Raw genomic sequence first — 12,984 nt, 5'->3', positions numbered from 1 at the left:
CCCTAGCGGACGAAGTTGAGCAGCCGCGACGGCCGCATGTCGGTCGGCCATTTCCAGATCTCCAGCGGGCTCGCGCCCTCGGCGATGGAGAAGAAGATGATGTTGGCGCGGCCGACGAGGTTCTCCTCCGGCACGTAGCCCACGGTGAAGCGGCTGTCGGTGGAGTTGTCGCGGTTGTCGCCCATCATGAAGTAGTGGCCGGGGGGCACGATGTATTCGCGCGTGTTGTCGCCGATGCCGTTGGGCGTCAGGTCGAGCGTGTCGTAGGAGACGCCGTTGGGCAGCGTCTCGCGATAGACGTCGACCGGCCGGTCGACCTCGGTGATGTCAGGGTTGGTGATCTGCCCGACCTTCTCGCGCGGCACGGCGGTGCCGTTGATGAAGAGCTGGCCGTCCTGCATCTGGATGCGGTCGCCGGGCAGACCGATGACCCGCTTGATGTAGTCGAGCGAAGGGTTGGGCGGGAACTTGAAGACGGCGACGTCGCCGCGCTCCGGCGCGCTGCCGAAGATGCGCCCTGAGAACAGATTGGGCGAAAGCGGCAGCGAGTAGCGCGAATAGCCGTAGGCCCATTTGGTGACGAACAGATAGTCGCCCTCGAGCAGGGTCGGTCGCATCGACCCCGACGGGATCGAGAAGGGCTGGAACAGGAAGGTGCGGATGACCAGGGCGAGCAGCAGCGCCTGGACGATGACGTTGACGGTCTCGCCAAGCCCGCCGGATTTCTTCGCAGTCTTTTCAGCCACGCTCATGTCGTCCTCAGTCGTCATCGTTCCGGTATAAGGGCTTGGGGCAGGCGGAGCAACGCCGTGCCGCCGGCTTCAATGCCATAATCATGGCCGTTGTTCGGCCGGCAATGCCTCGATGATCACAAACGCCTGAGCGAGCGGATGGTCGTCGGTTATGGTGAGGTGTATTTCGGCGCGGTGGCCGGTCGGCAGCATCGCCTTCAGCCGCTTCGCCGCGCCGCCGGTCAGGTGCATGGTCGGCTTGCCGCCAGGCAGGTTGACGACGCCCATGTCGCGCCAGAACACGCCGCGTGCCATGCCGGTGCCCAGGGCCTTGGCGCAGGCCTCCTTGGCGGCGAAACGCTTCGCATAGGTCGCGGCGCGCTCGCGCCGGCCTTCCGCCTTGGCCTGCTCCACGTTCGTGAAGATGCGCTTGACGAAGCGCTCGCCATAGCGGTCGAGCGAACTCGCGATGCGGCGGATGTCGATCAGGTCCGAGCCGATGCCGATGATCATGGGTACCCCACGGCGTTCGCGGAGACCGCGGTGCTCCGTCGCACCCCCCTCTGTCCTGCCGGACATCTCCCCCGCAAGGGGGGAGATTGACTGTCATCTACGATTTCGCCAATCGGCAACATTTCAGAATAGCTGCCATGCAATGCGACCGTCCAATCTCCCCCCTTGCGGGGGAGATGTCCGGCAGGACAGAGGGGGGTGCGACGGAGCACGAACATTGCCGCTACATATTCCTGCTTCCCGGCTTAACCGCGGGCAGCGCCGCGAGTTCCGGCGGCAGCTTGTCGGCAGGATAGGCCGGCACCTCGTATTCGGCCAGCGCCACCAGCGGCACGCCGACATCGGTCTTGCCGGCGGAGCGGTCGATGATGCAGGCGGCGGCAAGCACCTCGGCGCCGATGCCGCGCAGGCATTCGACGGTCTCGCGGATGGACAGGCCGGTGGTGACGATGTCTTCGACGATGACGACACGGGCGCCCTGCTCTATCTCGAAGCGGCGCAGCCGGAACACCCCCTGCTCGCGCTCGACCCAGATCGCCGGCACGCCCAGATGGCGTGAGGTCTCGTAAGCGGGGATCAGGCCGCCGATGGCCGGACCGACGACATAGTCGATGCGGCCCGGCACCTCCTCGCGGATCCTGTCGGCCAGGGCGCGGCACAGGCGCTCGGTCTTGTCGGCATGCATGAACACGCGCGCCTTCTGCAGGAAGACCGGGCTGCGCAGGCCGGAGGTGAGGATGAAATGCCCCTCCAGGACCGCGCCCGCCTCGCGGAAAAGCGCCAGGACTTCGTCTGTGTTCATGTTCTTTTCCATCAATGCGCGCGATCGTTCCTCGACAACGGCTCATGCTGTCAAGGCCATGTGCCAAGCGATTGCGCTGCCAGCGGCTTTCGTTGCACGACTATACAGAATTTTGTATAAGCGACCATGGCCGAACGCGTCAAAGGCATCGTGTTCCTTGGAAGCTCGCTTGCCGACTTGCGAACCTTCCCGGCGCTGGCCCGTCGCGAAGCGGGACATCAACTCGATCAGGTTCAAACCGGGATCGATCCTGACGATTGGAAGCCGATGAGTTCAATCGGGCAAGGCGTCCGCGAGATTCGCATACGTTCCATAGACGGGGCCTTCCGCGTGATCTACGTGGCGAAATTCGAGTCGGCAATCTATGTGCTTCATTGCTTTCAGAAGAAAACGCAGACCACCAGCAAGGCCGATATGGATTTGGCGCGCAGGCGGTATCAGCAACTGATCCAGGACAGCAAGTCATGAGCAACGATAGCTTTGCCAGCGTCTGGGACGCGATCGAGGACAATCGCGCCGAGGCGCAGAATATGCGGCTTCGATCAGCATTGATGATCGCCCTGAAAAACCACATCGCCCGCGAAGGCTTGAATCAGAAGGCCGCCGCGCAGTTGCTCGGCGTGACCCAGCCACGCATCTCCGATCTCATGAACGGCAAGATAAATCTGTTCGGGCTCGATTCGCTGGTGAACATGGCGACCGCAGCAGGCCTGCATGTCGAACTGCATATCGCCGACGCAGCATGAAAGTGCCAGTCCAAGGTCCTAGCCATTGACCCGCCTGGCCGAGCTGACGGCCGGCGAGTCCTTCAATTGCGAAATCAGCCGGTTGAGATGCTTCAGGTCCCAGACCTCCAGGTCGACTTGCATCTCGGTGAAGTCGGGCGCGGTGCGCACCATCGACAGGCTGTGGATGTTGGCGTCGTTGATGGCGATGGCCTGGGCGATCTCGGCCAGCGAGCCGGGCGCGTTGATCGCCGTCACCGAAATGCGGGCGGGAAAGCGCTCGCGGTTGTCCTCGTCGATGTCCCAGCGCACGTCGATCCAACGCTCCGGCTGATCGTCGAAATCGGTGAGCGCCGGCGACTGGATCGGATAGATGGTAATGCCGACGCCGGGCTGCATGATGCCGACGATGCGGTCGCCGGGAACTGCACCGTCCGGAGCGAAGCGCACCGGCAGGTCGCCGCTGACGCCGCGGATCGGCACTGCGCCGCTGTCCTTCTTCGCCTTGCGATCCTTGCGCGAGCGTCCGGGAAGCTGGAACAGCATGCCCGCGGCATTGCGGATCTTCGACCAGCCCTCCTCGCGCGGCTGCGGCGGCGTGGTGACGCGCTCCTCCTTGTAGTCGGGATAGACGGCGCGCAGCACGTCGCCGGAGGCGAGCTCGCCGCGGCCGACCGCCGCCATCACGTCGTCGATATCCTTGCGGGCCAGACGGGCCAGCACCGGCTTCAGGTTCTCCTTGGCGAACTCCTTGCCGGCGCGCGCGAAGACGCGCTCCAGGATGCGGATGCCCAGGCCCGAATACTGCTTGCGGATGGCGTTCTTGGTGGCGCGGCGGATGGCGGCGCGCGCTTTGCCGGTGACCACCAGCGATTCCCAGGCCGCCGGCGGCACCTGTCCCTTGGAGCGGATGATCTCGACCTCGTCGCCGTTCTTCAGCTCCGTCATCAGCGGCATGATGCGGCCGTTGACCTTGGCGCCGACGCAGGAATCGCCCACCTCGGTGTGGACCGCATAGGCGAAGTCGATGGGAATGGCGCCGCGCGGCAGCGCGATCAGCGTACCCTTCGGGGTGAAGCAGAACACCTGGTCCTGGAACAGCTCGAGCTTGGTGTTTTCCAGGAAGTCCTCGGGGTTGTCGCCCTCCGCCAGCTGCTCGATGGTGCGGCGCAGCCAGGCATAGGCGTTGGTCTCCTTGGAGATCACATGGGCGGCGCCGTTCATCTTCAAGCGCCCGTCCTTGTAGAGCGCATGCGCAGCGACACCGTATTCGGCCACCGTGTTCATGTCGGCGGTGCGGATCTGGAGCTCGACGCGCTGGCGGGACGGCCCGACGATGGTGGTGTGGATGGAGCGGTAGTCGTTCTGCTTCGGCGTCGAGATGTAGTCCTTGAAGCGGCCCGGAACCATCGACCAGGTGGTGTGGATGGCACCCAATGCGCGGTAGCAATCCTCAACCGTGTCGAGCAGGACGCGGAAGCCGAACAGGTCGGACAGCTGCTCCAGCGACAGAGCCTTCGCCTCCATCTTGCGGAACACCGACCAGGGTTTCTTCTGGCGGCTCTTCACCCTGGCCTTGATCTTGTGCTTTTGGAACAGCTCCGACAGCGACGCCTCGATCTCGGCCACCACGCCGCGGTTGCGCTCGAATATCTCGGTCAGCCGCGCCGTCACCATGCGGTGGGCTTCCGGATTGATGTAGCGGAAGGCGAGTTCCTCCAGCTCCTCGCGCATGCCCTGCATGCCCATGCGCCCGGCCAGCGGCGCATAGATCTCCATCGTCTCCTCGGCGATGCGCAGCCGCTTGTCCTCGCGCATGTGGTCGAGGGTACGCATGTTGTGCAGGCGGTCGGCGAGCTTCACCAAGAGGACGCGGACGTCCTCGGCAATTGCCAGGAGCAGCTTGCGCAGGTTCTCCGCCTGCTCTGCCTTCTTCGAGACGAGGTCGAGCTTCTTCAGCTTGGTAAGACCCTCGACGAGCTTGCCGATGTCGGGACCGAAAAGCTGGTCGATCTCCTGGCGGGTGGCGGTGGTGTCCTCGATCGTGTCGTGCAGCAGCGCCACAGCCACGGTCGACTCGTCCAGATGCATGTCGGTCAGGATTGCGGCGACTTCCAGCGGATGCGAGAAATACGGGTCGCCGGAGGCGCGCTTCTGGTGGCCATGCTTCTGCATGGCATAGACATAGGCCTTGTTGAGCAGGGTCTCGTTGACGTCTGGCTTGTAGCGCTGGACGCGCTCGACAAGCTCGTACTGACGCATCATCGCCTACGGCATCCCTGAAAAGAACCATGCGCCGCATCGGACGACACGGCGCATGAGATAGATAGCCACGATATGGCGGGCACGAAAGGCCCGCCCGGCGGCCAAGCCTCAGTAATCGTCGCTTTTTTCCGGCGCCACGAGGCCTTCGATGCCGGCCAGCAGCTCCTCTTCCGACATGCGGTCGAAGGTGATGTTGGCGTCGTCGTCCTGCTCGGCGACGTCGCCGGCCGCGGCGGTCGTCTGGTCGGTGATCTCGGCACCGTCGGCTTCCGGCTCGTCGACCTCCACATGCTTCTGCAGCGAGTGGATCAGATCTTCCTTCAGATCACCGGGGGACAGCGTCTCGTCGGCGATCTCGCGCAGCGCCACCACCGGATTCTTGTCGTTGTCGCGCGCCACCGTGATCATGGCGCCCTGGCTGATCTGGCGGGCGCGGTGGCCGGCCAGCAGAACCAGCTCGAAGCGGTTCTCGACCTTGTCGATGCAGTCTTCAACGGTTACGCGGGCCATGGAGTGCCCCTTTCATACCTGGATGTCTGGAAAACCAGTGCCGCCCATAAACCAAACGGCCGATGAAAACAAGCTTCATGGCAAGCCCGACCCTTGCGCGGCAGGCTGGCTGCCTGCGACGACGCGACCGTTTACTTTTTCGTGACCGACCTTGGAATGCGGCGGCCAGACGGATATTTGTTTGTTCAAGGAAGCGATGCGGAACGGCGTTTGCCGCCGGGGCGTTAAGCCGACGGTGCATCGACTGGATTGCTGGTTCGATCGATTTGTTTTGACCAAGGATATTCCGCTGATGTTCGATCCGCGCGAGAAGATAGCCCTCTTCATCGACGGTGCAAACCTGTACGCCACGTCGCGGTCGCTCGGCTTCGACATCGACTACCGCAAGCTGCTCGCCGCCTTCCAGAAACGCGGCTATCTGGTGCGTGCCTACTACTACACCGCCCTGATCGAGGACCAGGAATACTCCTCGATCCGACCGCTGATCGACTGGCTCGACTACAATGGCTACAAGGTGGTGACCAAGCCGGCCAAGGAGTTCACCGACTCAACCGGCCGCCGCAAGATCAAGGGCAACATGGACATCGAGCTCACCGTCGATGCGCTCGAGCTCACCGGCTTCGTCGACCATTACGTGATCTTCTCCGGCGACGGCGACTTCCGCACGCTGGTCGACGCGCTGCAGCGGCGCGGCCGCAAGGTCTCGATCGTCTCGACCATGGCCTCGCAGCCGCCGATGATCTCCGACGACCTGCGCCGGCAGGCCGATCACTTCATCGACCTGATGACGCTCAAGGCCGAGATCGGCCGCGATCCGTCCGAGCGGCCGGTCCGCCGTCCGGAACCGACGCCCGCCGAAGACGAAATCTGACGGCTCTTCCCGTGCTTTCCGCGGAACCGTCGCGCGACTGCCCGCTCTGTCCGCGCCTGCACGATTTCATCGCCGCCTGGCGGCTGCGCGAACCCACCTGGTTCAACGCGCCGGTGCCGACCTTCCTGCCGCCCGAAGGAGACCCGTCCGTCCGCTTCCTCATCGTCGGACTGGCGCCGGGATTGCGCGGCGCCAACCGCACCGGGCGGCCGTTCACCGGAGACTATGCCGGCGACCTGCTCTATTCGACGCTGATCCGCTTCGGCTTCGCCCGCGGGCAGTTTTTGGCTCGGCCGGACGACGGGCTGGAACTGGTCGGCACCGCCATCACCAATGCGGTGCGCTGCGTGCCGCCTGAGAACAAGCCGGTCGGCGCGGAGATCGCCACTTGCCGCACCTTTCTCGTGCCGACACTTCAGCGTTTTCCCAATCTCGAGGCGGTGCTCACGCTGGGCGCCATCGCCCACCAGTCGACGGTGCGGGCGCTGGGCGGCCGGGTCGCCGCCTTTCCCTTCAAGCACGGCACGGCCGCGCCGATCGGCGGCCTGACGCTGTTTTCCAGCTATCACTGCTCGCGTTACAACACCAACACCGGCGTGCTGACGGAGGCGATGTTCGTCCAGGTGTTCGAGGCGGTGCGGCGACATCTGGACGGGACGATGCGCCCGATCGAAGCCGATCCGCGAGCCTGTCCGTGACGGCAAAGGGAAACCCGCCGCCCGGTGGCCGGACGACGGGTTCCATCTACGCGAACAACTCGGAGCGCGAACTCCGACGAAGGATTGCGGGCCTCACTCGCGTAGGGCGCAGGATGCCGGCGCGGCCGTTCTTGGTTGTCCGACACTGCAAGCGGCGGCAATCGCAGTGCCAGACAACACGACCGCCGCTGCGTGGTGGCCACGTCCCTCCCCCAAGGTGCTGTGGGCCCACGCAACGCGGCAAGCACCGCCCCAAGCTTCAGCCGGTGTGCCGGATCGAGCAGCGCCGTCGCGCGATCCGACCCATTCATATGCTGGATGCGGAGGCATGCGAAATACGGCAGATGCCGTATTTCGGCAGAATGGTCATGACGAAGCCGGCGATGGCGAGGGGCTCTATCCTCCGAGAATGAGCGGCACTCTGTACATGCCATGCACCGCCCAGCCAGGGACGCTCTTCAGCTTCGGCAGCTGCTCGAAGGCACGGCCGATATGGGCCCGCAACTCCTTCGAGATCGAACCGCTGCTTACCGACACGTTCTGGAGCGATCCGTCCGAGCCGATCCGGAACTGAATGATTATACCCTTCTGATCGGCCCTGTTCGCGGCCTGCCTGACGATGTGCGCATAGCGAACGCCATCGACATGTTGCTGGAGCCGACGCTTGAACTCGGCTGGGGTCTCTTCCGCCCAGCTTTGCAAGGAGCCCAGCAGAAGCAAGGCAATTACCCAGACAAATCGCATCTTCCCCCTTGCCACCAGAGACAGGGCGTGGTCCCCGGCGGCTTTAACCCTAACCCCGTTCCTTCAGCAGCCGCCCCTTCTCGCGGGCCCAGTCGCGCTGCTTCTCGGTCTCGCGCTTGTCGTGCAGCTTCTTGCCGCGGGCGACGCCGAGCAGCAGCTTCGCACGCCCCTTGTCGTTGAAGTAGATCTTGAGCGGCACCATGGTCATGCCCTCGCGCTCGGTGCTCTGGGTCAGCCGCGCCATCTCGCGCTTGTTGAGCAGGAGCTTGCGCCGCCGCCTCGGCTCGTGGTTGAAGCGGTTGGCCTGCAGATATTCCGGCACGTAGGAGTTGATCAGCCAGATCTCGCCGCCCTCGTTGGTGGCGTAGGATTCCTGGATGTTCGCCTGCCCCTGGCGCAGCGACTTCACCTCGGTGCCGGTCAGCACGAGGCCGGCCTCGACGGTGTCGAGGATCTCGTAGGAGAAACGCGCCTTGCGGTTCTCGGCGGCGACCCGGTTGTTGGGATCGGATTTCTTGACCTGGTTCATTCGCGTTCTGCTTGGTTTGGGGACGCCTTCTGTCGTCGATGCCTTCTATATGGTGCGTCCTGCCGATGCTTTCTTGCAGGTGCGTCCTTCGCGGCTCGCCCGCTGAAGAACTGCCCTTCGTTTTCCAGCGTCTTGCGGCCTCGCACCTCAGGACGGGGGGGTGCCCCGGCATCGTGGATTGCCGCGGATTCCGCCTGGCTTGGCGAGGCATTGCGTCCGCCCGGGACAGACGGCGTCGAAAGTCGGCGTTGCAGGCACCGACCGCCCCAACGGCGGCGAAGAAGCTGGCGCCAAACCGAACGGGCGAGCCTCGAAGGCGGCCGCGCTAGTTGATCAGGCCTGCATGCTTCATCGCCGCCTCGATCTTCTCGGCCGTCCCCTCCTCAACCGTGGTCAGCGGCGAGCGCACGGTGTTCTCCGCCTTGCCCAGCCGCGACAGCGCGTATTTAGCGCCGGCGACTCCCGGCTCCAGGAAGATCGCCTTGTGCAGCGGCATCAGCCGGTCCTGCAGGGCAAGCGCCTTCTCCTTGTCGTTGGCGAGCGTCGCCGCCTGGAATTCCGCGCAAAGCCGCGGCGCCACGTTCGACGTCACCGAGATGCAGCCGACGCCACCATGAGCGTTGAAGCCGAGCGCCGACGCGTCCTCGCCGGAAAGCTGGATGAATTCCTTGCCGCAGGTCATGCGCTGCTCGGAGACACGCTCGACCTTGCCGGTGGCGTCCTTGACGCCGACGATGTTTTTGAAGTCGTGCGCCAGCCTCCCCATCGTCTCAGGCGTCATGTCGATCACCGAACGCGGCGGGATGTTGTAGATGACGATCGGCAGGCTCGTCGCCTTCGCCACCGTGGCGAAGTGCTCGTAGAGCCCGCGCTGCGTCGGCTTGTTGTAATAGGGCGTAACGACGAGAACGGCGTCGGCGCCAACCTTCTCGGCATATTGCGCGAGCCCCACGGCTTCAGCCGTATTGTTCGATCCCGCGCCGGCGACCACCGGCACGCGGCCGCGCGCCACCTCGACGCAGGCCCTCACCACCTGGCGGTGTTCCTCATGCGAAAGCGTGGGCGATTCACCGGTGGTGCCGACCGGCACGAGGCCGCTGGTCCCCTCGGCGATCTGCCACTCGACCAGATCGCGAAAAGCTTTCTCGGCCAGCGCCCCGTTCTTTTCGAACGGTGTCACGAGCGCGGTCAACGAGCCTCTCAGCATGTCCGGTTCAACTCCCCTTTCGGCCGGCCCGGCCGGCCTTTCTTCGGTTGCGCCGCCTTCTAGCCGAAAGCGAAGCCGCGCACCATAGTCTTGACACGGTGGCACGGCAAGGAAGCGACCAATGCAATCCGAACGGTCCCGCTAACCTTTCATTTACGTCCCCTTCATCGCCGACGACTAGGATGCCGGAATCCGCTCCTGTTTGGCAAAGGCAAGGACAGGGAAGCCGAATGAGCAGTTTTGGCCGTTGGCCTCGCCATGCGCTGCTGGCCGCCGTGATCTCGGTGGTGCCGGTGGCCGACGCCGTCGCCCAGGTCGACGGGCAGACGACCGCCGGCATCGCCGCCGCGGCCGGCAAGACCGACCGGTTGCGCGCCAGCATCAGCCCGCGGCTCAAGGCCGGGCTCGACGCCCTGATGACCGGCGACGTCGCCGGCGCGCGCGCCTTTCGCGACGGCCTGCCGGCGGCCGCGCTCGACCGCCACATCCTCGCCTGGGCGATCGTGCTCAAGGGCGGCGCTCAGGTGCCGAGCGGCGAGATCGCCGCGGCCGTCGCGGCGCTGCCCGGCTGGCCCGGAATGGAGACCTTCCGGCGCAGCAGCGAACGCGCCTTCCTGCGCGAGGCGCCGGCTCCCGAGGCCGTGGTGAAGGCCTTTGCCGGCGCGCCGCCGCGCACGACGCAGGGCGCCGTCCTGCTCGCCCGCGCGCATGTGGCGCTCGGCGACGTGCCGGCCGCGCGTTTCGTGCTCTCGCCGGTCTGGCGTACCGCAAAGCTGGAAGCGGCAGACGAGGCCGCCATCCTGAAGGAGTTCGGGTCGATCATCCCGGCCGAGGATCATCGCTTCCGCATGGAGCGCATGCTCTATGCCGACCGCGCCGGATCGGCGGAGCGGGTCGCCAAGCTCGCCGGCGCCGAGCCGCTGTTCAAGGCATGGGCCGCCGTGATCCGCAACGACCGTTCGGCGGGGAAACTGCTCGACCGGGTACCGGCGGCCCAGCGCTCGGCCGGCTATCTGTTCGCCAGGGCAAAGCTGCTGCGCCGCGCCGACAAGTTCTCCGAGGCGGCGGCGGTCATGCTCGACGCGCCGAAGGATCGTGTCGCGCTCGTCGATCCAGACGCCTGGTGGATCGAGCGGCGGGTGCTGTCGCGCGAGCTGCTCGACGAGGGCGACGCCAAGGCCGCCTACCGCGTGGCGGCCGCGCATGCGGCCGAAAGCCCGGTCAATCAGGCCGACGCCGAATTCCATGCCGGCTGGTATGCCCTGCGCGGCCTCGGCGACGCCAAGGCGGCGGCAAGGCACTTCGCCCGCATCGCCGATGTCGCGGAAGGACCGATCTCGCGCTCGCGCGCCAGCTACTGGCTCGGCCGGGCGGCGGAAGCCGGCGCGCCGGGCAGTGCCAAGGACCACTACCAGCGCGCCGCGGCGTTCGGCACCACCTTCTACGGCCAGCTTGCCGCGCAGAAGCTCGGGCTGAAGACCGTCAACGTCGCCTATCCGGCGCCCGGCCCTGCCGACCGCCGCAACTTCGCCGGGCGGGAAGCCGTCGCCGCGATCAAGCGGCTGGAGGCCGCCGGATATCCGGATCTTGCCGACACGCTCTATCGCGACCTTGCCGCCCAGCTTACCAGTCCGGGCGAGCTGGCGCTGCTGACGACCATGGCGGAAAACCGCGGCGATCATTTCCTGGCGCTCAGGATCGCCAAGGTGGCGGCCGGGCGCGGCCTCGACATCGGCGCGCTGTCGCACCCGCTCGGCGCCATCCCCTCCTCCGCCGACATTTCCGGCTCGGGCAAGGCGCTGGCCTATGCCATTGCGCGCCAGGAGAGCGAGTTCAACGTCGGCGCCGTGTCGACCGCCGGGGCGCGCGGACTGCTGCAGCTCATGCCGGACACTGCGCGTGACGTCGCCAAGAAGGCGGGCCTCGCCTTCTCGGCGCAGAAGCTCACCACCGATCCCGGCTACAACGCCACGCTCGGCGCCACCTTCCTCGGCGACCAGCTCGGCCGCTTCGACGGCTCCTATGTGCTCACTTTCGCCGGCTACAATGCCGGCCCGCGCCGTGCACGCGACTGGATGGCGCGCTACGGCGATCCGCGCGGCAAGGATGTCGCGACCGTCGTCGACTGGATCGAGCGCATCCCCTTCGCCGAAACCCGCAGCTATGTGCAGCGGGTGATGGAGAACTATGTCGTCTACAAGATGCAGCTCACCGGCACGTTCGACATCGAAGGCGATCTGGTGAACGGCCGCTGACGCCTTTTCACAGCTCGACGCGCTGGCAAGCCCCTCCTGCGGAGAATGGAATGCAATCAAGGATCGGCTTTCCACTCTATCTCCTTGTTTTTGGCATGATCTTGGTCCGAAAAGTCTGCAACTTTTCGGGACATGCTCTAGTCTCGACCGCAACAATAGGATTCCGGAGGCGGTATGGCCGGCAATGACGGTTTTGTGGATTTCTTCTATGACGCCAAGGACGGTCTGAGGCTGCACGCCCGCATCTATGGCGAGGACCGCCGCGGCAGCCTGCCGGCGATCTGCCTGCCAGGCCTGACGCGGAACGCCCGCGATTTCCACGAGCTCGCGCTGTTGCTGTCGGCTCACCCGGACACGCCGCGCAAGGTCGTGGTCTTCGACTATCGCGGACGCGGCGCGTCCGCTTACGATCCCGAATGGAAGAACTACAACGTCGCCCGCGAGGCGGACGATGTGCTGGCGGGGCTGGACGCGCTCGGCATTGCCGAGGCCGCCTTCATCGGCACGTCGCGCGGCGGGCTGATCATCCACGTGATCGCCGCCATGCGGCTGACGGCGCTGAAGGCGGTGATCCTCAACGATGTCGGGCCGGCGATCGAGGCCGCCGGGCTCGCCCACATCGTCTCCTATCTGGAGACCGCATCGCCGGCTGCAAGCTTCGCCGAAGCGGAACGCGCGCAACGCGCCATCCACGGCGTCGATTTTCCGGCGCTCGGCGATGCCGACTGGTCGCGCCTGGTGCGAGCCCTCTATCGCGACGAGGACGGCAGGCCCGTCGCCGATTTCGATCCGGCGCTGCTGCGGACGCTGACGCTGTTCGATCTCGCCAAGCCCTTGCCGACGATGTGGCCGCAGTTCGACGAACTGCGCGGCGTTCCGCTGCTGACGATTCGCGGCGAACGCTCGAAGCTGCTGGCCGCCGAGGCGGGGGAGGAGATGCGCCGCCGGCATCCGGGCATGGAAGCGATCATCGTCGCCGGCCAGGGCCATCCGCCGATGCTCGAAACCGCCGGGCTGCCAAAGCGCATCGCCGACTTTCTGGCACGGGCCGACTCGGAAGGCTGATTCCCGGGTCTCGGCAAGGCGGCTCCGTTCCCGCAGCGCTCAGAGCCGCAGCGCCGGCCCGCTCTGGAA

At 65.7% G+C, this 12,984-nt stretch carries 14 protein-coding genes; 6 read left to right on the top strand and 8 right to left on the bottom strand.

Features of this window, described 5'->3' with window-relative positions; genetic code table 11:
- Window positions 1-2 precede the first annotated feature (2 nt).
- The 3 genes from lepB to pyrE all read right to left on the bottom strand — a co-directional run bounded on the left by lepB (window position 3) and on the right by pyrE (window position 2,046).
- Window positions 3-752 (bottom strand): signal peptidase I, encoded by a 750-nt coding sequence (lepB, locus tag AC5JDC_RS14840; protein ID WP_106775483.1) that lies wholly within the window; start codon window positions 750-752, stop codon window positions 3-5.
- A gap of 81 nt (window positions 753-833) precedes the next feature.
- Window positions 834-1,244 (bottom strand): holo-ACP synthase, encoded by a 411-nt coding sequence (gene acpS / locus AC5JDC_RS14835; RefSeq protein ID WP_495842232.1) that lies wholly within the window; start codon window positions 1,242-1,244, stop codon window positions 834-836.
- Window positions 1,245-1,467: 223 nt separating this feature from the next.
- Complete coding sequence (pyrE, locus tag AC5JDC_RS14830) at window positions 1,468-2,046, bottom strand: orotate phosphoribosyltransferase (protein WP_495842229.1); 579 nt, start codon at window positions 2,044-2,046, stop codon at window positions 1,468-1,470.
- Between the two features lie 126 nt (window positions 2,047-2,172).
- On the opposite strand from pyrE, the gene AC5JDC_RS14825 reads away from it, so the two are divergent.
- Both AC5JDC_RS14825 and AC5JDC_RS14820 read left to right on the top strand, forming a co-directional pair.
- The gene (locus AC5JDC_RS14825; protein ID WP_495842227.1) at window positions 2,173-2,514 is read left to right on the top strand and encodes a type II toxin-antitoxin system RelE/ParE family toxin; all 342 of its coding nucleotides are present in this window, start codon (window positions 2,173-2,175) and stop codon (window positions 2,512-2,514) included.
- Window positions 2,511-2,792, top strand: a complete 282-nt coding sequence (locus AC5JDC_RS14820; RefSeq protein WP_106775487.1) for a helix-turn-helix domain-containing protein — start codon at window positions 2,511-2,513, stop codon at window positions 2,790-2,792. Before AC5JDC_RS14825 ends, AC5JDC_RS14820 begins: the two co-directional genes overlap by 4 nt.
- Before the next feature lie 18 nt (window positions 2,793-2,810).
- On the opposite strand, the gene AC5JDC_RS14815 is transcribed toward AC5JDC_RS14820, so the two are convergent.
- Both AC5JDC_RS14815 and rpoZ read right to left on the bottom strand, forming a co-directional pair.
- Entirely contained in the window at window positions 2,811-5,036 is a 2,226-nt protein-coding gene (locus AC5JDC_RS14815; RefSeq protein ID WP_106775488.1) for a RelA/SpoT family protein, read from the bottom strand.
- A 108-nt stretch (window positions 5,037-5,144) separates the two neighbouring features.
- The gene (gene rpoZ, locus AC5JDC_RS14810) at window positions 5,145-5,546 is read right to left on the bottom strand and encodes a DNA-directed RNA polymerase subunit omega (protein ID WP_106775489.1); all 402 of its coding nucleotides are present in this window, start codon (window positions 5,544-5,546) and stop codon (window positions 5,145-5,147) included.
- Between the two features lie 292 nt (window positions 5,547-5,838).
- Here rpoZ and AC5JDC_RS14805 point away from each other — a divergent pair, with 292 nt between their 5' ends.
- The gene (locus AC5JDC_RS14805; RefSeq protein WP_106775490.1) at window positions 5,839-6,417 is read left to right on the top strand and encodes a LabA-like NYN domain-containing protein; all 579 of its coding nucleotides are present in this window, start codon (window positions 5,839-5,841) and stop codon (window positions 6,415-6,417) included.
- A complete protein-coding gene (locus tag AC5JDC_RS14800) occupies window positions 6,414-7,115 on the top strand; it encodes a uracil-DNA glycosylase (RefSeq protein ID WP_495842276.1) in 702 nt (233 codons plus the stop codon). The genes AC5JDC_RS14805 and AC5JDC_RS14800 overlap by 4 nt, the downstream gene beginning before the upstream one ends.
- Window positions 7,116-7,511: 396 nt before the next feature.
- On the opposite strand, the gene AC5JDC_RS14795 is transcribed toward AC5JDC_RS14800, so the two are convergent.
- The 3 genes from AC5JDC_RS14795 to dapA all read right to left on the bottom strand — a co-directional run bounded on the left by AC5JDC_RS14795 (window position 7,512) and on the right by dapA (window position 9,595).
- Entirely contained in the window at window positions 7,512-7,835 is a 324-nt protein-coding gene (locus AC5JDC_RS14795; RefSeq protein ID WP_495842224.1) for a hypothetical protein, read from the bottom strand.
- A 73-nt stretch (window positions 7,836-7,908) separates the two neighbouring features.
- Window positions 7,909-8,388 (bottom strand): SsrA-binding protein SmpB, encoded by a 480-nt coding sequence (smpB, locus tag AC5JDC_RS14790; RefSeq protein ID WP_106774978.1) that lies wholly within the window; start codon window positions 8,386-8,388, stop codon window positions 7,909-7,911.
- A 325-nt stretch (window positions 8,389-8,713) separates the two neighbouring features.
- Window positions 8,714-9,595 (bottom strand): 4-hydroxy-tetrahydrodipicolinate synthase, encoded by an 882-nt coding sequence (gene dapA / locus AC5JDC_RS14785; RefSeq protein WP_495842222.1) that lies wholly within the window; start codon window positions 9,593-9,595, stop codon window positions 8,714-8,716.
- A 230-nt stretch (window positions 9,596-9,825) separates the two neighbouring features.
- On the opposite strand from dapA, the gene AC5JDC_RS14780 reads away from it, so the two are divergent.
- Window positions 9,826-11,850 carry a lytic transglycosylase domain-containing protein gene (locus tag AC5JDC_RS14780; protein ID WP_495842220.1) on the top strand — a complete coding sequence of 675 codons (2,025 nt, stop codon included), beginning with the start codon at window positions 9,826-9,828 and terminating at the stop codon, window positions 11,848-11,850.
- 174 nt (window positions 11,851-12,024) lie between these two features.
- Window positions 12,025-12,915 (top strand): alpha/beta fold hydrolase, encoded by an 891-nt coding sequence (locus tag AC5JDC_RS14775; protein WP_495842217.1) that lies wholly within the window; start codon window positions 12,025-12,027, stop codon window positions 12,913-12,915.
- The last annotated feature ends 69 nt before the right edge of the window (window positions 12,916-12,984 follow it).

The sequence above is a fragment of the Kumtagia sp. genome, assembly GCF_059502445.1.
This window is presented reverse-complemented; position numbering and strand designations above follow the sequence as displayed.

Excerpts from the sequence above, each read along its gene's own strand:
- pyrE (WP_495842229.1), bottom strand. The coding sequence starts at position 2,046 with ATGAACACAGACGAAGTCCTGGCGCTTTTCCGCGAGGCGGGCGCGGTC.
- AC5JDC_RS14805 (WP_106775490.1), top strand. The coding sequence starts at position 5,839 with ATGTTCGATCCGCGCGAGAAGATAGCCCTCTTCATCGACGGTGCAAAC.
- smpB (WP_106774978.1), bottom strand. The coding sequence starts at position 8,388 with ATGAACCAGGTCAAGAAATCCGATCCCAACAACCGGGTCGCCGCCGAG.
- AC5JDC_RS14815 (WP_106775488.1), bottom strand. The coding sequence starts at position 5,036 with ATGATGCGTCAGTACGAGCTTGTCGAGCGCGTCCAGCGCTACAAGCCA.
- acpS (WP_495842232.1), bottom strand. The coding sequence starts at position 1,244 with ATGATCATCGGCATCGGCTCGGACCTGATCGACATCCGCCGCATCGCG.
- AC5JDC_RS14775 (WP_495842217.1), top strand. The coding sequence starts at position 12,025 with ATGGCCGGCAATGACGGTTTTGTGGATTTCTTCTATGACGCCAAGGAC.
- dapA (WP_495842222.1), bottom strand. The coding sequence starts at position 9,595 with ATGCTGAGAGGCTCGTTGACCGCGCTCGTGACACCGTTCGAAAAGAAC.
- AC5JDC_RS14820 (WP_106775487.1), top strand. The coding sequence starts at position 2,511 with ATGAGCAACGATAGCTTTGCCAGCGTCTGGGACGCGATCGAGGACAAT.
- AC5JDC_RS14780 (WP_495842220.1), top strand. The coding sequence starts at position 9,826 with ATGAGCAGTTTTGGCCGTTGGCCTCGCCATGCGCTGCTGGCCGCCGTG.
- lepB (WP_106775483.1), bottom strand. The coding sequence starts at position 752 with ATGAGCGTGGCTGAAAAGACTGCGAAGAAATCCGGCGGGCTTGGCGAG.
- rpoZ (WP_106775489.1), bottom strand. The coding sequence starts at position 5,546 with ATGGCCCGCGTAACCGTTGAAGACTGCATCGACAAGGTCGAGAACCGC.
- AC5JDC_RS14825 (WP_495842227.1), top strand. The coding sequence starts at position 2,173 with ATGGCCGAACGCGTCAAAGGCATCGTGTTCCTTGGAAGCTCGCTTGCC.